Genomic DNA, 21,683 nt, shown 5'->3' with positions numbered 1-21,683 from the left:
AGGGCGGCTGGTGATTGCGGATGGTATGACGGCTAAGTTTGAGTACAATGATCATCCGATCAATCGGCGCTGGCTCGAGGGCTGGGCGGCTAACTTTATCGAAACACCGGAGCGTATGCAGGGGTATATGCAACACATGGGGTTTACGGATATTCGTTTTCGGGATATCACGCCGCATGTCATGCATTCCTCGCGGCGCATGTTATATTTTTATTTTCCGACGCGCTGTTATCATCTGTATCAGCATCTCATGAGAAAAAGCGTACCGGAAGTGAATCGCAAAAACATTGATGCGCTGTTGTATCAGTATATCGCCTTCAAAAAGAAATTATGGCTCTACGGTATGTTGAGCGGTGTGAAGCCTTAGCTAATATTGGCACTTTACTCAAAAAGTTACGACCCGATGAATGAGTATCAAAAAAAAATAGCGGAATTTTATAGTCTGACGGAAGATGCAGCGCGTTTAGTTTGGCGCCTAGATGATTGTATGGCGATTCATTACGGATATTGGGATGACTCCGTACGTACCTTTGCGCAGTCACTAATCCGGATGAATGAAGTGATGGCGGAAACAGTGCAGATCACATCCTCGGATATCGTATTAGACGCCGGGTGTGGTGTTGGTGGAAGCAGTATTTATCTTGCGAAAAATTTCGGTTGCCGAGTTGTTGGTGTTACACTGAGCGAACGACAAATGAATTTGGCTTATGCTAATGCAGAAGATGCCGGGGTTACTCATTTGACGGAATTCAAAGTTATGGATTACAGTCAAACAATATTTCCAGACGAATATTTTGATGTGGTCTGGGGTTGTGAGAGTATTTGCTACGCTGAATCGAAAGAGCAATTCATACGTGAAGCGTCTCGCATTCTAAAACAGAGAGGTCGGTTAGTGGTGGCAGATGGTTTTGTGACAGCATTAGAGAACAACACGAATCCAATTATGAGAACGTGGGTTGAGGGATGGGCTGCCAAAAGTTTGGAATCAACCGACAGATTCATGCGATTTATGAAGGAAGCCGGTTTTTCTAAAACAACCTGCAAGGATATAACTGCGCATATCACACATTCTGCACGTCGCATAGCAAGGTTCTATTATCCCGCCAAAGTTAATCATCTCTTTCATCGCATGATCGGACAATCCGTTTCGACAATTGATGTTAGAAACGTGGAAGCCTGCCGATTTCAATGGTTGGGGCTGCAGCAAAAACTGTGGATGTATGGCCTGATGCTTGGGATTAAATAAAAAATCTATAATATGTCACGAATAGGCATTTTGATTTAGCAAGTCAGCTTATTAGGTTAGTGTTATGATATCGGTTTTAGATATTCCCATCCTTCCGAGTGCAAATCTTCAAATGAAAATCCGTCTTTTTCGTTGCCCGGCATAATAAATACGGCATCGGCCATCACGTAGTTAAAATCCAGATACGGAACGGCTTCGATCAATTTAGGCCAGGTTTCGCGGAGAAAATACGATTCTTCCGGTATATCTATCATACCTTGAAAGGATTCTTGTGTCGGTACATTTTCGATTAAGAAGGCGAGCGAAATAACGACGTATTGTTTTTCTGCGCTCATGCGATACTGCTCGTCCATCGTTTCACCGACTTCGCCGGACTCCGTTGCCATACTGCTTTCGATTTCGTTGACCCACGAATCAAATTCGGCCTGCGCTTCGGCCGCATCCGTCAGATAATCCCAGTACCCATATTCAAAAAACGGTTCGTTCTCGAGTAAGAGAGCTGCGACATTTTTAAAAAATGCTTTTTTTTCCTCTGGGGTCTCACCTTCTTTAACGGGCACGTTGATCGCCGCATGCAGTTTGGCACGGGTTTCATCATTGATACCGGTATTGATGACGATCTGAATGCCGTAAAAATGAATCGGACCCGAGGGTTCATCCGACTTAAAAATGTTATTAAAAAAACCGCGACGATTCATGCTTAGTAATCCTTAAATTATGATGAAGAACTGCTGCGACTGCGGCCAAACGATCCGGAGCGACCTGACGAAGAGCGGGACGATGAACTTTTGGACGACGAGCTCCGGTAACTCCGCGAGGAACGCGACGAAGATGACGTTGAAGTTGAACGCGACGCACGGGATGTGCCGGTCGAACTGTAATTGCGTGACTGGCGAACGCGGGTGACATTGCCGTCGGAATTAACATTGGCGGATACACGGCCAAATCCGGTCGGTTTTTGTTTGCCCACGCCGCTGGTTTGACTTCCGACGGTACGTGAAGAAAACAATGTCGGACGACGTTCCGGTTTGTATTCCGGTTTCGACGGCCCTTGCGAAGGCGCACGATAACCGCCCGGGCGACGGATCGTCGAAGGCGTATTATAGTTACCAAAAAATATCGGCCAATAGGATGGACCGCCGCCGTAATGATATACGGTTCGCGTGGATGCCGGTGTTGCGACGACAGTATCTTTTTGTGCCGGTGCGGTCATGGCTTTGGCTATCGCGGAGTCGCTCCCTGTGTATGCCGCGATCATCGAATCGGCGGATGTTTTAGCCGAGGCCGATGTAGCCATGGCCGCAGCGACGGCTGGCTTGAAATCCGACATGGGCAACAGATCCACGCTGATATTTTTTTCTTTGTAGTAAACAAAGTCGTCATTGAGATCATCCAGTTCGTTTTTGGTGTCACGATCCGGTATGACATATAAAACCCGACTGACTTTATACGACGCAAGTGATGGCGCGGAAGGCACTTTGGCCACGTAACGATTATCAAATACATCCCATTCATCGGTATATTCGCCCAAGCGATGATTGTCCAATAAAATCACGGCCGGTGCATCCCACGAAAGTTTTTCTTCCGTTTTTACGCTTACTTCGCGTGCATAGTACATCATCGCACCGAGCGTGCGATGTGCCGGTACGACACCTTGCGGGTGCGGCCAGTTATCAAATCCGATGACCACATTGGCGACGTCGGCTAATGCCGCGCCGAATGCTACGGATTCTTCCCCGTGCAGATCGGCGATGATCATCGTGGATGAGGGGTTGTCCATTTTTTGAATGATCTCGCGCATGCCGAGCCCGCGCGCATAGGCGGTTTTCATCGCGTCGGATAATACCGGCTTCACTTGTTTACGTAACGTTTCCTGACTTAGCGATTGGACTAACGTCGTAACCTTAAAAGGTTTCCAGCGATAATTTTTGGGTTCATAGGCCACCATCAATGCCGCCGGATCGGCATAATTTTCCCACGCCTGACCGAGGCTGTCACGAGTTTGTTCGTCTTTGAAGTCAAGATTTTCGCCGTCCGCACCGACCTGCCAGCCTTGTTTTTGCTGCAACTCAAGAGCATCGAGTTCGACCTCTTCACCACAGCCCGTAAGAATGGATGCGAAGGGCAGCATTGCAGCGCCGGTTGCGAGGGCTGCCAATCGTTGGCCGGCTTCACGGCGTGAAATCATGGCATTCCACCATGCGGGTGTTTGGGCTTTTTGATTACGTTTGGTTTTTCTTTTTGCCATAGTTTATGTTCTAGTGAGAATGTTGGTCAATCAATGTCGCTGCGCTGAGCGCCGTACCGTCCGTGGCCGTATTGGATAAACGTGTATAAATACCGGCCGCACGTCCTCCGACGAGATACAGGCCGAAATTTGGAATTAGATTTTCGCGCCCGATGCGGATTGACGAAAAATAACGCTGAAGGATCCAGTGTTTGGGAATAGCTTTGGACAGCGATTCTTTCCACAGTGTTTCACTGACATCGTTACCGATGATCACTTCATCGCCTTCGCATCCGTAATCGGTTTTGAGTACCCATTCATTTTTATTCAGTTTTTTGCTTTCCTTCGTTATCAGGCGACGCGTTTCCGGGATCCACGTGCGTATCGTATTCCGCGCCGTAGGTGAAAACTTACGCAGGTGTTCCCAAAAAAAAGCCATTGTCAGTTTGTTTTGTGTAAGCACAGCGCCGGGCGGGTTGATCATCGCTATCTGTCCCGCAAGCCAGGTGCGCATCAGGTGTTGCAATGGTTTGACGAGCGGAAGCGCGTCGGGAAAAGGTTCCTGATCTTTCCACACCGGCAAGCGTTCGCACCACCAATCTGTTTTGTAATGCCGAATCAATACATCCACGGGTTTTTGCAGTAACGTCAGTCGCTGCGCAGTGCTGCCCAGATTGTAGGGCGAACCCAATATGACATGAGCGCCGCGGGATTCCAACCAACGCTGATACAAGCGTATCATGGAGAGATCCTCGGGCATTTCGGTCGGATACACGATGCCGACCGTCGGAGAAAGCCTGGGCCATGTACGTTTGCCCCAGAGACGTAAAACCATACGTATAAATTGCGTTTCCAATCCGGCATTGGGATCGGTAAAACGCGGAAAGCGCGATCGAATAATCTGATTGATCAAAACGGCTTCCGCTTCACCGCTGGGCGTATCGGAATTCATTTCACATACTTGCAGACGTCCGTCCGTACATAAAAACATATCCAGTCGCGCCATGCCATGCCATCGTCCGCCGGAGGCAAACCAAAGCATCTTTTGATGCGGCGTCAAATGGAAATAATCATCGAGCCAATGAGGTTCGCGAAGAATGATGCGCACCAATTCGTCATATAAAGCGCCGATGTGTTCGGCCGCTTTTTGCATCAATGCATAAGTTCCGGCGCCGAGGATCACCGGTTCGTCCGAAAAACGCGGATCGCCGTCAATCCAAGGATCGGTGAGGATATGCGAATCCGTGATTTTTTTTGCAAAATCAAAATACGGGTCGCGTCGCGGAACCGAAGGATCGGTGTATTTTACCTCGGAGGTGCGCATAGATTTAATATTACTACAGTAATGCCGTGGCTAAAAGTGCCGAGGCGATATAGGTCGTTGCCTCAATACATCCGGCGCCGATATTGCGATCTTTGGAAATTTCTTCATCTAATTTACCGCCATAAAAACTAAATCCGCACCCGAGTAAAACACCTTGCACTAAAAATTGGCGGATCGGATAAAGCGCCACGACGATCACCAGCGACCATGCATAATCCACAAGGCTGGTGGGATAGTCTATGAAGTCACCGCGTAAGGCTGTGCCTACAATAATAGCGATACCGATCATGACCCCGGCATACGAAAGCGCGGCGGCAGCATTACCTTGCATGATGGCTTCGGCATCGTTATACGCCGTGAGCCACCGAAATGCATACGTCATGATCAGCAGCGTGGTCTGACCGATAATGAAAAAAATAACAGCCGTCAGCCAATTGCCGCCGGTATTATCGCCGGATACGACGGCGCCGATGATCTGCGATGTCGCAATGTATGAAGCAGCGACCGTAATGGCGGCGGCGACATTGCCTTCGCGAACAGCATCCAATGCTTTGGCAGAGAGGATCAGACGCAGCTCCATCACGCTGACAAAAACCAAAAATACGATCCCGGCCAATCCGTAAATTCCGACAAGTAAAAAATCTTTGAGCCAATCGTTATGCCCTTCGCCGCTGAGTACGTCTATGATGATCATCATCACGCCGAACAAATAGCCCGAGAGTGCGATACCGGTTGCCAAACGATCTTTTTCAGTTAGCGCATCGGTGAGGCGTTCCCGCATGAGAAATTGATTGACGAGGCGCGCAAGGATCAAAAGTGTAACGACGGCGCCTAAAACGAATGTGAGGTAAGTAATGTCCATAGATTGATCTGTTGTTTTTTTCTTTAAATTAGAACAGCGCCAAACCAAGCGCAAGCCGATTCGGTAATAATCCTTCGTTTTGTAAAAACCGTTGCAATTGGATATAAGCGAAACTAACTTCCGCGCCAATATAACGGAGCGTATGAAATTACATTTTGTCGAATACGGCAGCCCGAAAACACTGGTGATACTGCACGGCCTGCTGGGTAGTGAACGCAACTGGTATTCGGTAGCCAAAAAATTATCCGACCATTACCGCTTGATCATTCCGGATCTGCGCAACCACGGAGTTTCACCGCACGATCCCGAACATTCTATCGTGGCGATGCGTAAAGATATTGAGGCGTTGGTTGACCGTTTGCATTTGCATGAATTTTACTTGTTGGGCCATTCGATGGGTGGCCATGTCGCGATGAATTACGCTTTTGCACATCCCGAGCGAGTTAAAGCGTTGATCGTAGAAGATATTGCACCGCGCTCATACGGCACGGGTTTGATCGAAATTCTCACAGCGATGAATGCCGTGGATCTGAATCTTTATAAAGAAAAAAAACAAGTGGAATCGGCCCTTGCAGAGGGAATCAAAAATCCGGCCGTACGATCCTTTGTGATTACCAACCTGGTGCGAGATCACGATCGGATGTATTGGCGTGTTAATCTTCCGGCTTTGACGGAATTTGCGGCCAATGAAATAGTACGATTCAAAGCTTCGGAAAGCGATATGTTTCATGGTCCTACACTATTTGTCGGCGGTGAAAAATCCATGTATAATCTTCGTGATGACGCGGAGCTAATAGCAAAACACTTTCCTTCGTCAGCATTAGAGATGATACCGGATGCCGGGCATTGGATTCATCATGAAAAAGCCGATGTATTTTGTCAAATCGTGATGGATTTTTTGAATCGCCACTAAACGTACCATTGATATCAGAACATTCTTTTTAGATCGGGAAAACCTACCTTTTTTAGACATGACTTAAGTCATGGAATCGTATATATCGAAATCGTAGAATTGACCAATCGAAAACATCTATTATGAGGTTGATATATGAAAAGCGACATTGAAATTGCTCAGGAATCACCCATTACGCCGATTACTGAAATTGCCAAAAAGATCGGATTGAATGCCTCCGATATTGAGTTGTACGGTGAACATAAAGCCAAGATCAAACTAGAAGTATTGGACCGCCTGAAGGACAAAAAAATTGGAAAATTTATTTTTGTCACGGCGATCAACCCAACGCCGCTCGGTGAAGGCAAGACCGTCGTCAATATCGGATTATCGCAAGCGTTGGCCAAAATAGGAAAAAATGTGATCTCGACATTACGTCAGCCTTCGATGGGACCGGTTTTTGGTGTCAAAGGCGGTGCGACCGGCGGAGGGTATTCGCAAGTGCAGCCGATGGAAGATATCAATATGCACTTTACCGGTGATTTTCACGCGATCACGACGGCACACAATCTTCTTGCGGCTATTATTGACAATCACCTGCACAAAGGTAATCCGTTGAATCTGGACATCAATAATATATACTGGCGTCGCGTGATGGATATGAATGATCGCGCGTTGCGTGATATTATCGTCGGATTAGGCGGCAGCAATAACGGTATCCCGCGCGAAACGGGATTTGATATCACGGCCGCCAGTGAGATCATGGCAATCCTGTCCCTCGCGGAAGACCTCAAGGATCTGCGTAAACGTCTTGAGACGATTCTTGTCGGCACTTCACGGGATAAAAAAGGCGTATATGCACGCCAACTGAATGTCGTCGGCGCACTGATGGTTTTACTCAAAGACGCCATCAAACCGAACCTCGTTCAAACACTGGAAGGCGTTCCTGTGATCATGCATGCCGGACCGTTTGCCAATATCGCCACGGGTAATAATTCGGTTATTGCAGATAAAATAGCCTTACGCCTTGCCGATTATGTCGTGACGGAATGCGGTTTTGGTGCGGATTGCGGCGCGGAAAAACTGATCAATATCAAGTGCCGTCAAAGCGGATTGCGTCCCTCGGCTGCCGTGGTCGTGGCTACGGTCAAAGCGCTCAAAATGCACGGCGGCGGGTTTGAAGCCGTTCCGGGTAAGAAGATTGATAAGGCATTATTGGAAAAAGAAAACGTCGAAGCCGTGATCAAAGGTTGTGAGAACCTTACAAAACACATCGAAAATATTCGCAGTTTTGGTGTACCGGTCGTCGTGGCGATCAATCGTTTTACCTCGGACACGGAGAACGAAATACAAGCCATTCGCGATATTGCCGTTAAAACCGGAGCGCGTGCGGTGATACCGATTGACGTTTGGGGCAAAGGCGGTATGGGTGGAACAGCGCTGGCCGAAGAAGTAGTCAAAGCCTGCGATGAAAAATCGGAAGTGAAATTTACCTACGATGTCCAGGATACGATCGAAAATAAAATGGCCACGGTCGTAAAAACAATCTATGGCGGTGCGGGCATTTCCCTGTCGTCCAAAGCCAAATCGAAAATTAAAATGCTCAAAGAAGAAGGTCTTGACAAACTGCCGATATGTATTGCTAAAACGCATCTTTCACTTTCACATGATCCTACACTCAAAGGGCGTCCGAAAGATTTTGTGGTTCCTATTGATGATATCAAAGCTTCTGCGGGAGCGGGTTTCATTTATGCCATTGCCGGGCAAATGATGACCATGCCCGGGTTACCGTCAGTGCCTTCATCGGAGGCGATTGATATGGATGATAACGGCGTCATACGCGGAATTTTTTAGAATTTAGTTTTTTTCATTCAAGCCCGTTTATCGCAATGGTAAACGGGCTTTTTTTGTTCTAAAGTAATTTCCAGAGACAGGCTACATTGTTGTGTAGGTATTATAAAAGCAAGTTCTAATTAACTTCTTGAGTGCCTTGGATCACATGCATTTGTGATGTGAAAATGCATCACTTCACTTATATACTGCACTCACTTCACTTTCGAATGAAGGTATATTGAAAAAAATTAATAAGTTATTCTTTGGCATGAATTTAGTTTGTTGTCGAGTTGTGTACAACACTGATAACCAACAACAAGGAGAAATGTATGCCAAAATCAGTCGCACTAATTGTAACCATCGCCTTATTGGCGATCGGATGTGACAAGGACGGGTCGGATGTTATGTCGGACAAAGGAAAGGATCAAACGCTGATCATTGGTCATGATCCTGTATTGCGAACCAGCTCGCACTATTATCCGCCGGGCGATAGCAGTATGTTAATTGCTATTTCTCAAAGTGATGTAGGGGAAGGAGACCCTGTTTTTTATTACGTGAGTTTGCAACATAATCTTAATACCGATATTAATGGTCGATTCCTTTCCAAGTTTTTAGATTATGGAACATTGAAACTTAGCGGTACAGAGATTACGCGTAATCAGAGCTGGATAACTATTGATCGGCCGGAAAAAAACGGAATTCCAGCACATATTGATACGCTTGATATAATTAGTTATGAAAAGCAAAGTAATCAACCATTCACAATAGTGAATAACGGTCAAATAACGATATCCGGGCAAAATTCACCGGAAATTAATGATTTTACGGCCAGTATTCCAATGCCTAGTCAATTGAAGATTACAAATATAGCTGTTAATCAAGTGGTTGGTGATGGCGAGGATTTACTTATTAAATTTAATCGCCCTTCCAAATCGGGTTGGATTGAGTTGTATGCCTATAAACCAAATTATGCAGATACTGTAGCAGGTGGATTTGAATATGCTTTTTTTCAATATACAGTTGAGACTGATGAAATTGTGATTCCAGCCGAACAGTTACAACTGCTTACCTCAAAGTGGAATAAGCAAGAGACGGATTACTTGGTTGGCGTTATTGAAGAGCATTTCCCAGACCCGCTAACCACTACAGGAAAGTTCGACGGAAAAACATATAACTTACAAATTGAAGCCGATTACTGGCACAATGTTTTAGTCAAATTGAAAAAACAATAACGGAGAACCTACGGCGTTGGCTACAAAAGTCAGCGCCGTTTATTTTATGAAGAAGATCGTCGCTTGCCTTAGTTTGATTTTGTTTTGCAACCCGTTACTTACGGCGCAGGAACGGCCGGTGATTCGGATTGCTATCGGTAAACACGATGTAGAGCATCTGGGCGGATGGCCTTTGGCTCGACGATGGTATGCGGTCGCAGCACAACATGCTAAACAAAACGGCGCGCAAGCGATCTATTTTGATATGGCGTTTCCCTCGGCCGATGCGTTGCATCCGGAGTCGGACGAAGTTTTTTATCATGAGTGCGTAAGGGATGATAAGATTTTTCTTATGACGGAACGTGTTCAGGAAAATAATACCATACTTGGCGGCCAATCGTTTCCTGCCGGTCGGACATTTCTTCCGTTTGCGGCCCATTGGCAAATCGAAAATGCCTATCTGATCTATACGCCGGGTGATCATTCGCTGGTTTCAGCTTTAACAGAAGTACCTGAAGAAACCGTTATATTGCACTGGCCATCCGATACTTTACTTCCGGATATGCATCTGAGTGCGTTTTTGTCGTCCAATTCGGATTTGAGCAACCGAAGTGTTGTATTTTATTTTGACTATCCCGGTGTAACCTCGTATGTAGCGTCACCTCAAGGTTCGGTTAACCCCGTCAGTCTTATTCAGATATGGGCTGCGGAGGAAATCAAACAAGGTCGTATGTGGAAACAATGGCCGCTATGGTTGCTGGTTGTTCTTTTCGCCGGTACGGCAGTAGTGAGCTTTTTGTCGCTTCGTGATACACGTTGGATTTGGATAGGCGCCCCGGCATTGATTTGGTGTGCGTTCGCTGCCGGTCTATACTTTTTGCGTATTTATTTGCCTATCGGTATAGGTTGGACTCTTGTGCCGATACTCGTTTCGACGTTCATGTTGGGGATCAAGCGTCGCACCGTTACTGTGACAAAAGAGGTTGCCTCTGCCACATCGGATGATCTGACGGATCTAAGGTATCGGCTCAATTTTTACGAAAAAATATCCGATCAAATTCGCCCGTTGGATTTGTCGGAATGCCGTGAAGCGCAGGGTATTTATTACCATAAAGATTCGCCCGTCGCAGAGCTTCTCCAAAAAGCCGATCAGGTAGCCCAGTCAAATGTTCCGGTGCTGATCACCGGTGAATCCGGCACTGGGAAAGAACGTATCGCCGAATTTATTCATCGCCGTTCACAGCGCGCTTCGGGTCCTTTTGTAGCTGTTAATTGTGGGGCATTTAACGACAATTTGATCGAAGCGGAGTTATTTGGATATGAAAAAGGCGCTTTTACGGGCGCGGTACAAGCCAAGCCAGGCCGGTTTGAAATGGCAGATAATGGTACGTTGTTTTTGGATGAAATCGCAGAGACAAGCCCGGCATTTCAGGTTAAACTTCTTCGGGTTTTACAGGAAGGTCGGTTTGAACGCGTCGGCGGCGTTGTTTCGAAAAGCGTATCGGTTCGTGTTATTGCGGCGACCCATCGGGATATATCGGTATTGATCCGGGATAAACAGTTTCGCGAAGATTTATATTATCGTATTGCCGGTTTTGTGTTGCCGCTGAAACCTTTACGCGAACGTACGGTTGATATTGATTTTCTATTCCGTCAGTTTGTGTACGAAATTGCTCCGGAACTCAAATACTCCGATCATCTCGTCCAATGGCTCTGCACATTGGCTTGGCCCGGCAATGTGCGTGAGCTAAAAGCAGCAACTCAGCGCAGTGTGATCAATGCACGCATGCGGCATCGTAATTATATTTTACCGGCGGATTTCGAAATTCGCGGCGCAACGTTTTCTGATTCAGAGCAATCTTTGGCCGAGCGGGTGCTCCATGCACTCCGCGACCATCAATTTAAACATCGTGCCATGTCTGCGGTAGCCGATGATCTGGGTTTACATCGCATCACAGTGACCGAATATTTTCGCGGCTGGGTGATCAAGGCGATGATACGGTGCGAACAGGAACCTCAGGCTATGTTTGAATATTTACGCGGCACATCGGATATATCCGAACCAAAGGCTTTGAAGCAGCGCATAGATGAATATCAAAACAATATTTCCGAACGCATTCGCACGGGCGTGAAAAAAAACGAATCTCCGGAAGAGGTGATACGTTTACGATTTCGCAATACGCCTAAATTTTTTTACGATGACCTTATCCAACTCATCAAGGAATATCGTCATGACTAGATGGGGACTATTGATGTTAGTTTTTGTATCCGCATCACTTTTTGCGCAAAACGATGCGGATGCGTATCGGCCTATGCGTTATGATGCACGCCTCACGTTTGTATCGGAGTACACCGCTCGCCAATTTGCTTCAAAAGAATACGTCGCATCGCGGATTCACTATATGCACAATCACGGCCTGTATGGCTTTTCGGTATTGGTGAATATGAATCAACAACTACCCTTTACGATAATGCCCGGCACCACGACGTTGGTGTTGCCCGACAGCGTTAAATTAGTGGATCGTAGCCAAATCACTAACCATGCGCACACGTATGTGGTTGATTTACCGGCGGCTCTTGAGTTGCGCCGCCGTTTTGCACGATTTGAAATTGCTTTCGGTTCGCAAATTCTCGTTGAAAAAGAAGAAATCGTGTCAACTTTGGTAAAAGAACTGACATCAAAAGTGTATTACGTGGATTATGAATTTGCATCCCATCGCCGTTCGTCACTATTAGGCTATGGTGCGATGACAAGCTATTGGGGTCCGTTTGCCGTAACGACAGGCATATTGCCTTGGCGAATGATACGCATGGGTAACGACAGCATGCATTATGCATTGAAAAATAAGTTGAGCGGGTTTTTGGATGTTCAATATCGTTACCGTTCGCATTCGATGACCACGCGTGTAGGCCGGGATGCTTGGGGCGGTAATGTACAATTGAAATATGGTGCGTTACAGGTGAACAATGAATATTACAGAAGTTTGCGGCCGTCGGATTATCAAGTGTGGAAATTAAATCTAAGTTACGATTTGAGTGGCGGCTTCACATTACTTGCCGGTTACGAAAGCACATGGTATTTGGCGGAAAATTTCAGATCACAAAATTTTCGTCAATGGCTTAATCGTCACGGCGACATATCGAGCGGAAAACTTACCAATCAGTTGCCTCACAAAACGGTGCAAATCGGATTGCGTTATGATTTGTCAGGAAGCCGCGCTGCCGATTACGTAAAAATGGTGAATATGAAAATTTTTCAGACAAAAGTTTATACGGCCAAGCGCGCCTATTATGCATACAATCCGGTGGGACAGATGGATGTACATAATGCGTCGGATGAACACCTGAGCGTTGTCATACATGCCGAAGCCGGTGCGTGGGGCGAAATATTTCGTTCGTCTTCGATTGATTTAGCACCACATGAGATCAAATCGGTGCCCTTATTTTTTTACATACCGGATCAGAGCGTAGAACAATCCGGCATGGTGGCTCAGGTGAAAATTACCGGTGAAGTACGCGGCAAACACATCACACTGTCCAGTTTTCCGGTGACATTATATGATATCCATAGCTGGGATGGCGATACGTGGGGATTGCGCTACTTTATAGCTCCGGATGAGCCTGAAATACAATCGTTTGCCAAAAGTAATTTGTTGACCATAGGAACCGATTCCGCGTATTCAGATTTTCATAATAAGTTTCATGCGTTAAAAAAATTTGTAACGGCTGTCGGCAAAAATTTACGTTATGTATCCGATCCTACCACGACTTTTGTCAATGAACGTGTGCAATATCCTTCGGAGACACTGCGACAAAAGTCCGGCGATTGCGAAGACCTTGTTGCATTTATGGCTACCAATCTTATGGCTATAGGCCATGCTTGCGCCGTGGTGGATATTCGCCCGACGCTCACTGAAAATATCAATATTCCAACTGCCAAACCGGGTTCCATAGGGCATGTATTTTTGCTTGTGGATACGAGTATTCCGGTTAATGCCGTGGATCAGTTGGGTTTATCCGAATTTGAATATGTTGCCCGCCCCGATAAAACCGGACGCGTGACGATTTGGTTGCCGCTGGAAACAACTGTTATAAACGGTGGTTTTGAACATGCGCATCGCGAAGGTGTGCGCCAGTATTATGATGAAGTGATTCAAAAAAACGGAGTAGTCCATGGAACGGTACACGTATATGATTTTTAAGGCGATATGTTTTATTCTTCTTACCTCACCATTGATGGGACAATCGGAAATTTGGCTAAAACTCGAAAAGGGCGATGCGATGTATCTGGATGTTACATCCATGAAGTGGCAGCCTCTAGGGAGTAAAGAAAAAATAGCGCCGCGTACATATGTTTTGACTAAAGCCGATGCCACGCTCAAAATCTATCGCGAAACGGATGTATATGATGCGCCGGCCGGCGGGTATTTTTACATCGAAGATATGTTTGTTAATAACAAACGCGACTTGGTTTCTGCGATCACGCGCATCGAAGCGGAGCAGCTTCCCTCGCAACCGGTTGAACGAACCAACGATCAAAAATTTGGCCTTACCTATGGCCGGGTTAACGAAACACGCGCTGAAAATCAATCTGTACCGTATTTGACCGAGCGTATGCGCGCAATCTACTGGTTTGAAGAGCATCAGTATGCGGAAACAGCGTTATTAAGTCTCAAACGACTAATTTCCAAATTTCCTTCGTTATATTTTGAACCAAGTAATTTTGATCGCTTGTGCGCACTATATATGAAGTTGGGTTTATATGGATTTCTTTTTGATGAGACCAATCGTTTTATGGCGTTAAAAAGAGATGATGAATTTGGTCAAATGGTTATCCGCTGGAATGAAACAGCCAAGAAGAAACTAACGACATCAGGGCAATGAATCGAATTCGCTTTTTAGAATATTTTTTAGAATAAAATAGGTGTCTGTGATTCTCGTCGGAGTCGGTTTTCTTAAATTCATTTTGAAACAATAGTATCCGCACGTCGTACCATTTACGTAACAAATTACATTAATTTAACCTAGGGGCGACATGCGCGTATTTATTTTTATTGCGGCCTTCTTTTTAACAAGCCTCCTCCAGGCGCGAAATGTTTTTTCGCAGGTTATGGCTATGGATTCTACGATATGGGATCTGCAAGGCCAAAGCGGGTTTGTAGATTATCAAGGTCGGAAGAGTGTTTTTCTCAATGGCGGCGCCGCCGTCTTAAAAAATTTGGAATTGCGTGACGGTGTTATGGACGTTGACGTTTCGACACCTGCGGCGCGTGGTTTTTTTGGGATACAATTTCGCATATCCGAAGACGGCGTAAACGGAGAATGGGTATATCTCCGCCAACACAAATCAGGACTTGCTGATGCCATGCAATATACCCCGATCCTCAATACGGGGCTCAATTGGCAGCTGTACAGCGGGCCGGGATTTATCGGCGCTGTGGATATACCTAAAAACGAGTGGTTCCATTTACGGCTCGAAGTTTCCGGAGCGCAAGCGCGGTTGTTTGTAAAAAATATGGATAAGCCGGTATTGGTGATGGACGATCTAAAAAGCGGAATTCAGAAAGGCTCTATCGCTTTAGCGGTTTTAACCGGCGCGACATATTTTTCCAATTTCGAAGTTAAAAAAACTACGGATGCTCCGTGGGTGAGAAAACATCCGGCTATGCTGCCTAATGTGTTGAAGCAATGGGAAATTTCACCGTCGATGGATGCGCTGTCACGTAACGTCGAATCACCGCTGACCCAAGCTGAGAAAAAATCAATAGTATGGCAATCGGTAGAAACAGAGGCGCCGGGCATGGTGACGCTTTATCGTTATCGGGAAGCACCGCATCTGCGGGTTTCTTTTGCCAATGATTTTTCTAAACGATTGGAAGCGCAACCCGGTTCTAAAATAGTTTATGCTAAAACAAAAATCACGTCGGATCGCGATCAAATCAAAAAACTGTATATCGGATACAGCGATGAAGTGTGCGTATTCCTAAACGGGCAAATACTCTATCGCGGGCGCAGTGCACAGTATTTTCGCGATCCGGGATTTTTGGGGATCATGGATTCCGAAAATGATGCGCTTTATATACCTCTGAAAAAAGGGGATAACGAGTTGATCCTGGCTGTCAGTGAATTAGGCGGCGGATGGGGATTTATTTGCCGATTGGAATAATACGGGAGCGGGATTAATTCTGATTGGTGATCGAAATGGTCCATGTCGTTTCTAGCATGTCTTCCGGGAAATCATTCGGTAATGGATCAAGCGGAAAACTATTTACGACAGACGCATACGCGGGCGCAACAAAGGATTTATCGCAATTATAATCCACGACCTTGGAGTCAACCAATTGGCCTTGTCTGTTCATTTTGACGTAGATGAGTATTTCTCCGACACGTGCAAACTGACTGAAAAATATTTTGGATGTGATGCGATACCAATTAGAAGTCATTTTATTTTTCCATGCGAGCATATACGGAGCAAATTCCCACTTATACGTATTGAGTTCGTAATTTTGTCCGGCAAATCCTTGTTGCGAAGGATCTTCCTGACCGGTTAATCGCTCATAAACGGACTTCTGATTGGTATTGCGCTTCAAAAAAGGCTGTACGTTCATATTATTCTGAAAACGATCTTCATCGGTGGATTCATCCGGCGGAGTTGTATTTTCTGTTTTAGGACGCGGTTCTTGGTTTTGTGTCACATCAACCGACCCGAAATTTTTTATTTCGTCCGGTGGTTTGACGTCTGTGGTAGAATTGCGATCGGATAAAGCATCCGGTTTTGGGGCGACCTTATCGTTGGCTTTCGGTTGCTCAAGCAAATCACGCACCTTACTCATATCCGGTTCTTCAAGTAATTTTAGTAAAACGGCTTTTTCGCTATCGCTGATAAGTTGCGGTGGTTTGGTAGGATTGACTACGATTTCGATGAAAAAAATTGCCGCAAGATTGATCAAAACGGATAACACGACGCCGATCATCAAAAAAATCTGCTGCGTCGTCAGGCGCGGTATGTACCAAAGAAGGAGAAAACCTCCGATCCGAATACGAATTTTCATGGTTGGCGATATACGATCTTGCCGCCGACCATCGTCCACACGACATGGGTGTTGAGAATTTCACGCGGATCCGCAGTTGTAATGTCTTTGGATAAAACGACAATGTCCGCCATTTTTCCCACAGTGAGACTGCCTTTCTGAGTTTCTTCAAAACCCGCGTAAGCGGCGTCTATCGTAAAAGCGCGTAAGGCTTCAAGTATGGATAATTTTTGATCGGGATACCAGCCGCCCGGTGGCCATCCTTTGGCATCCTGACGCGTAACTGCCGCATAGACACCGAGCAATGGATTATGCGATTCGACCGGTGCATCGGAACCGGCGGCCAAACGCACACCGTTTTTGATAAATTTCTGCCAGGCATAGGCACCCCGAATACGATCCTTGCCGACACGCTCTTCCGCCCAATACATATCCGATGTACAGTGTGTGGGTTGCATCGAAGCAATCACGCCGAGGGTTGCAAAACGCGGGATGTCCGCTTCATTAACGACTTGGGCATGTTCGATACGAAAGCGTTTATATGTTGCGCTGTCGGGCACCGCTTTCATGGCGGCTTCGTAAGCATCGAGCGTATTGCGGTTGCCGCGATCACCGATCGCATGGGTACATACCTGAAAGCCCCACTTTAGCGCATCGGTGGCGATGATTTCAAGGCGGGGTTTCATCATCAATTCAAGGCCTTTGGATTGCGGACTGTCAGAATACGGTTCCAGCAATGCCGCGCCGCGTGAACCGAGTGCACCGTCGGAATACAGCTTGATAGACGCAATTGTAAGGAATTGGTTGAAAAGATTTTTCTCGGGGCCTTTTTTGTAATACATATCCAAAAGCCGGCGATCAAAGCCATTGAGCATGGCATAAACCCGCACGCGAAGTTTATTGCGGCGTCCCAATTCTTTATACACGTCAATATGATTGGTATCAACGCCGGCGTCATGTACGGATGTGAGACCGACTTTGAGGCACGCGCTCATCGCGGCTTCCAACGCGAGACTGTCTTCGGAAAGTGTATATTTGGGAATATAGGGTGTCAGCAAGTCTATCGCATTATCTATGAGTACGCCGGTGGGTTCGCCCTGCGCATTGCGCATTATCTTACCGCCCCGCGGGTCGGGCGTTTCACGGTTAATTTTGGCGGCTGTCAAAACATTTTGATTAACCAATACCGCATGCCCGTCAACGCGCTCAAGAACGATGAAGTGATCCGGCGAAACGGCGGTCAGTGCGGCATGTTCGGGAAAATCTTTTTTAGACCAATCGTTTTGATCCCAACCCCGGCCTCGAATCCATGCGCCTTTGTTTGTACTCGCCACACGATCACGAACCAGCGTAATGACCTGGTCGTACGATTCCGTGCCTACAAGATCAAGTTGCGTAAGGTAATGACCGATATTGAGCATATGCAGATGCGCATCGATTAATCCGGGAAGCACAAGTTGACCTTTGACGTCTTCGATACGATTGGCCACATATTTTTTTTTCATCACTTCGGCCTTGCCCATATCAACGATCCGGCCATCGCGAATGGCGATGGATTCGATTTCGTTATTCTTTAGTTCGTCGTCCATCGTGACAAATTTACCGTTGACGACAAGCATGTCAATATTGGCGCGTGTGCCGCATGCGCTGAGGCACATCAAAATGATGATCAGTATATAACGGTGCATGGGTGGTTCTTTCGTATATAAAATTAACTTTTATCCTGATTGCTCCACGTGAGCGCGGCCATCTGTTGGTCAAAATTTTTCAACAAATCCGCCGCCGCATCATCGCTGATGATATTGTGCGTCTGTGCGTTTTGTATGACGGTACGCTGAAGGATCAACATCTGATAATAAGCAGACTGCAAGTGTGCATCCGCTAAAGACGGATTTTTTTCCTGCAAACGATGGAGGCTCTTTTCCGCATTTTCGATGGTAAATTCGTATTGCTCTTTTAATGTATTATAAACCGAAGTGGTAATCATGCCGCTCGTATATTCCGATTGTAATGAGGCCAAAACGGCCTTCGCCGAAAGAATCAAGCCTTGCCGTTTATCAAATTCGATCTGCTCGGGTGGTATTGTTTGCAATTGAAATCTACGTAAAATCGGACGCAAAGTTGTGCCTTGGATAACGAGCGAAAGAAAAACGATCCCAAATGTCAGGGTCATTAGTTGGTTTTTATACAACAGCGATTCCGGCAAACTAATGACGAGTGCCATCGAGAGCGATCCTTTGAGGTTACCGAGCGCCATGACGTGTTGCCATTTGATCGGTATAACGGCGTGTTTGGTTGAAGCACTTCGACCAAGAAAAATATTGAGAATGTTTGAAAAGGGGTAAATGAAAGCGATACGTCCGATATTGACAGCCAAAAGCCCGATCAGAATGATGCCGATATTTTCGAGCAGGTTATTAAAGTTAAGCTGTAGCCCGATCAGAATAAATAATATCGAATTGATCGCAAATGCAGTAAAATTCCAAAACGATGAAAGTGCGATCTGTGTCGTTGGTGACATACCGAGTTTTTGCCGGTAATGGCCGATCATCATAGAAGCCGTCACCACCGCAATAATGCTGGAGATTTCGATTTTTTCGGCAACGATGTACATACCGTAAACCAGCATTACCGTGAACATGATCTCGACAAGCGGATCTTTGAGACGGCGCATAAGCCAACCGGCACCGTAACCTACAGCGGCACCCAGCAAAAGCCCGCCCGTATACGATAAAAGCAAGTGCCACGAAAACGAAGCATAATTGATATCAGTGACATTGTACTGCTCGGCAAGGATAAGCCCGAGAATAAGTTTGAATACGATGATGGCCGTTCCATCATTGAACAAACTCTCGCCTTCGACGATGGTGGAGAGACGTGTGGGAATTTTGAGTTCTTTAAATACGGATAGAATCGAAACGGTATCTGTCGGAACGATCAGAGCGCCAAAAAGTAAGGCCGACATCCAGGGAACATCCATGGCATAATGTGCGATCGAACCGACCAGCGCGACCGACACGATCGTGCCGGGTACGGCCAGCGTAAATATGATTTTCCAGTTCTGCTTAAGATTAGTCAGGTTTGCATTAAAACCGGCATCAAAAAGAAGCGGCGGGAGGAAAATGTAAAAAACTAATTCGGGGGTGATGGAAAACGAAGGAACAACGCGGAGATAACCGACGGCAAAACCCGCAACGACTAAGCCGATGCTGTAGGGCAAACGGATACGGCGAATACCGATCGAAACGATAATCGCAATGAATAGTAACAGGATCGCGGTGACCAAAAGGTCATGAGCAGGCATCGGGACTCCGTCGGAAAAATAATACCATTCATTGTTGTACGGCCAAAACGAACGCCGTGGTTAGTTTCAGGATATCCTTGTTCGCTTTCTTCAAACGGTCGCTGATAATCTTGGCCATATTCCTAAAAATAATATAGCCGAGTTCGTAATCCGTTTCAACGAGTTTCGTGAAATCATGCCGCGTGATGATAGCCATTTGGCAATGGGTCACGGTGGTTACCGTAGCGGAGCGTTCGCTCTTTTCTTCGAACAAAGCCATTTCGCCGAAGCAGGCATAAAACTTGGAACTGAGACGAATCAGCGATTTATCTTTGCCCTTGGCCATCTCGGTTTCCACTTTAAGCATCATGGGTTTGGAAATTTCGACATCACCGTCTAAAAGTACAAACATTTCTTCGCCATGATCACCGTCGCGAATTACGACTTGATGAGCCGCGAAATCCGTTTCGCTCATGATGGATTTAAGTTTTCCCAGCTGCGAATCGCTGAGACCGTTGAAAAGCGGAAATTTTTTTAAGAATTCTACTTCAAGCATAAATCATCCGGTTTTTGACGATTAAAATTTATTACCCAATACCACGGCCACCATATTGTTTTCGATCACAAGGTCTTTCGAGGGATTGAGTTTTATTTTGACGCGCTCTTCTTCGGCAAAACGTTTGCCGGATTCCTGAAGTTTGGCGCGAATAAATTGATCCAAATACGAATTGTCATCCGATAAGAGATCGTCCATAGCAATCGTTCGTGTTTCCTGAGCGATCCCGATCAACATGCAATCGTTTTTATCTTTGTAGTGGTTGGTCAGTTCCCAAAAGGGTTTACCGATAAATGTATCCGGGATAGGAAGTCGCACGATCTCGTTGCCTTCGATGGAAAGAAGTTCATCGAAAAGCCGTGGCACACCGGGATTCGTAACATGCATGGCGAGTAAAAAGCCGCTGTATTTGTCGGAGATGACGATATCATCCGCTTTGGCGCGCCGGAGATGCGGGGCGTTGTCGGGATTGATCACATGGGCAAAAACGCGAATTTTGGGGTTCATGTTTTTGACCGTAAGAACGGTGATGATCGTTTTTTCGTCGGCCTTATTGCTGGTGAGTTCGTTGGAGTCGGCTACGACGATCACGCATTCGGCGTGCCGGATGTTGGCCTTGTCCAATATGGCGTCCTTCGAAAAATCGCCGGCGACGAAACTGATTTCCGAATTCGTATGCGCATTGATGATTTCACCGATCGGTGAAGGATCGCAGGAATTGACCAATACGATCGAAGGATAGTCGAGTTCGGCTTCAAGTGTTTTGATGATGGACTCGACGTTAAAATTCCAGCCACAAATCACCACGTGGCCTTTGAGTTTTACTTTTTCCAAACCTTGGCCCTTTCGGATACGTTGTTCGACAAACGCGGAGGAAATCGTAGCAGTTAAGAGTGAAATCAGAGCAACACCGCTTACCATGATCATCACGGCTAAAAAACGACCGCCGGTCGTTATCGGAAAATAATCTCCATAACCGATGGTAAAAACGGTGACAAACGCCCACCAAATACCTTCATACCAGGTTCGGATAGCCGTCGAAGCTTGATTCGCCGAAGTGTCTTCGAAGAAACTAATCAGGAGTCCGCCGATATGTACGCAGAGCAAAATGCCGGTAAAAATCTGAACGTAGGTGTTGTTGGCTATTTCAAGAGCGCGCCGCTTGAAACGGCGGTAGAAACGCGTTTCCCAAAATCGTTGCATACGTCGTACGAAAAC

Annotated in this window: 18 protein-coding genes; 9 read left to right on the top strand and 9 right to left on the bottom strand. The window is 46.3% G+C overall.

Annotation, left to right across the window (positions count from 1 at the left end):
* Window positions 1–25: 25 nt before the first annotated feature.
* Window positions 26–367, top strand: a complete 342-nt coding sequence (locus HUU58_08410) for a hypothetical protein (GenBank protein NUN45690.1) — start codon at window positions 26–28, stop codon at window positions 365–367.
* A gap of 36 nt (window positions 368–403) precedes the next feature.
* On the top strand, window positions 404–1,246 hold the full coding sequence (locus HUU58_08405; protein NUN45689.1) for a methyltransferase domain-containing protein: 843 nt from the start codon (window positions 404–406) through the stop codon (window positions 1,244–1,246).
* 62 nt (window positions 1,247–1,308) lie between these two features.
* Here HUU58_08405 and HUU58_08400 read toward each other — a convergent pair whose 3' ends face one another.
* Genes HUU58_08400 through HUU58_08385 form a run of 4 tightly spaced genes read right to left on the bottom strand, consistent with a single transcriptional unit; the run spans window position 1,309 to window position 5,659 of the window.
* Entirely contained in the window at window positions 1,309–1,944 is a 636-nt protein-coding gene (locus HUU58_08400; GenBank protein ID NUN45688.1) for a hypothetical protein, read from the bottom strand.
* A 17-nt stretch (window positions 1,945–1,961) separates the two neighbouring features.
* Window positions 1,962–3,494, bottom strand: a complete 1,533-nt coding sequence (locus HUU58_08395) for a hypothetical protein (GenBank protein ID NUN45687.1) — start codon at window positions 3,492–3,494, stop codon at window positions 1,962–1,964.
* Window positions 3,495–3,504: 10 nt separating this feature from the next.
* On the bottom strand, window positions 3,505–4,797 hold the full coding sequence (locus HUU58_08390) for a glutathionylspermidine synthase family protein (GenBank protein ID NUN45686.1): 1,293 nt from the start codon (window positions 4,795–4,797) through the stop codon (window positions 3,505–3,507).
* 13 nt (window positions 4,798–4,810) lie between these two features.
* Entirely contained in the window at window positions 4,811–5,659 is an 849-nt protein-coding gene (locus tag HUU58_08385; protein ID NUN45685.1) for a DUF350 domain-containing protein, read from the bottom strand.
* A 142-nt stretch (window positions 5,660–5,801) separates the two neighbouring features.
* On the opposite strand from HUU58_08385, the gene HUU58_08380 reads away from it, so the two are divergent.
* From HUU58_08380 to HUU58_08350, 7 genes are all read left to right on the top strand, one after another.
* Window positions 5,802–6,572, top strand: a complete 771-nt coding sequence (locus HUU58_08380; protein ID NUN45684.1) for an alpha/beta fold hydrolase — start codon at window positions 5,802–5,804, stop codon at window positions 6,570–6,572.
* A gap of 135 nt (window positions 6,573–6,707) precedes the next feature.
* Entirely contained in the window at window positions 6,708–8,405 is a 1,698-nt protein-coding gene (locus tag HUU58_08375) for a formate--tetrahydrofolate ligase (GenBank protein NUN45683.1), read from the top strand.
* 308 nt (window positions 8,406–8,713) lie between these two features.
* Window positions 8,714–9,616: a hypothetical protein gene (locus HUU58_08370; GenBank protein ID NUN45682.1), complete on the top strand. Its 903-nt coding sequence runs from the start codon at window positions 8,714–8,716 to the stop codon at window positions 9,614–9,616.
* A 709-nt stretch (window positions 9,617–10,325) separates the two neighbouring features.
* Window positions 10,326–11,834 (top strand): sigma-54-dependent Fis family transcriptional regulator, encoded by a 1,509-nt coding sequence (locus HUU58_08365; protein NUN45681.1) that lies wholly within the window; start codon window positions 10,326–10,328, stop codon window positions 11,832–11,834.
* On the top strand, window positions 11,827–13,797 hold the full coding sequence (locus HUU58_08360; GenBank protein NUN45680.1) for a hypothetical protein: 1,971 nt from the start codon (window positions 11,827–11,829) through the stop codon (window positions 13,795–13,797). The genes HUU58_08365 and HUU58_08360 overlap by 8 nt, the downstream gene beginning before the upstream one ends.
* Window positions 13,769–14,479 (top strand): hypothetical protein, encoded by a 711-nt coding sequence (locus HUU58_08355; GenBank protein ID NUN45679.1) that lies wholly within the window; start codon window positions 13,769–13,771, stop codon window positions 14,477–14,479. The genes HUU58_08360 and HUU58_08355 overlap by 29 nt, the downstream gene beginning before the upstream one ends.
* Window positions 14,480–14,711: 232 nt before the next feature.
* On the top strand, window positions 14,712–15,761 hold the full coding sequence (locus tag HUU58_08350; protein ID NUN45678.1) for a hypothetical protein: 1,050 nt from the start codon (window positions 14,712–14,714) through the stop codon (window positions 15,759–15,761).
* Window positions 15,762–15,774: 13 nt separating this feature from the next.
* On the opposite strand, the gene HUU58_08345 is transcribed toward HUU58_08350, so the two are convergent.
* Genes HUU58_08345 through HUU58_08325 form a run of 5 tightly spaced genes read right to left on the bottom strand, consistent with a single transcriptional unit; the run spans window position 15,775 to window position 21,668 of the window.
* On the bottom strand, window positions 15,775–16,647 hold the full coding sequence (locus tag HUU58_08345) for a hypothetical protein (protein ID NUN45677.1): 873 nt from the start codon (window positions 16,645–16,647) through the stop codon (window positions 15,775–15,777).
* The gene (locus tag HUU58_08340; protein NUN45676.1) at window positions 16,644–18,314 is read right to left on the bottom strand and encodes an amidohydrolase; all 1,671 of its coding nucleotides are present in this window, start codon (window positions 18,312–18,314) and stop codon (window positions 16,644–16,646) included. Before HUU58_08340 ends, HUU58_08345 begins: the two co-directional genes overlap by 4 nt.
* A 23-nt stretch (window positions 18,315–18,337) precedes the next feature.
* Complete coding sequence (locus HUU58_08335) at window positions 18,338–19,930, bottom strand: sodium:proton antiporter (GenBank protein ID NUN45675.1); 1,593 nt, start codon at window positions 19,928–19,930, stop codon at window positions 18,338–18,340.
* Between the two features lie 28 nt (window positions 19,931–19,958).
* Window positions 19,959–20,465: a cyclic nucleotide-binding domain-containing protein gene (locus tag HUU58_08330; GenBank protein NUN45674.1), complete on the bottom strand. Its 507-nt coding sequence runs from the start codon at window positions 20,463–20,465 to the stop codon at window positions 19,959–19,961.
* A 21-nt stretch (window positions 20,466–20,486) separates the two neighbouring features.
* On the bottom strand, window positions 20,487–21,668 hold the full coding sequence (locus tag HUU58_08325) for a potassium channel protein (protein NUN45673.1): 1,182 nt from the start codon (window positions 21,666–21,668) through the stop codon (window positions 20,487–20,489).
* Between the last annotated feature and the right edge of the window lie 15 nt (window positions 21,669–21,683).

It is taken from the genome of bacterium, assembly GCA_013360215.1.
Classification (GTDB): domain Bacteria; phylum CLD3; class CLD3; order SB21; family SB21; genus JABWCP01.
This window is presented reverse-complemented; position numbering and strand designations above follow the sequence as displayed.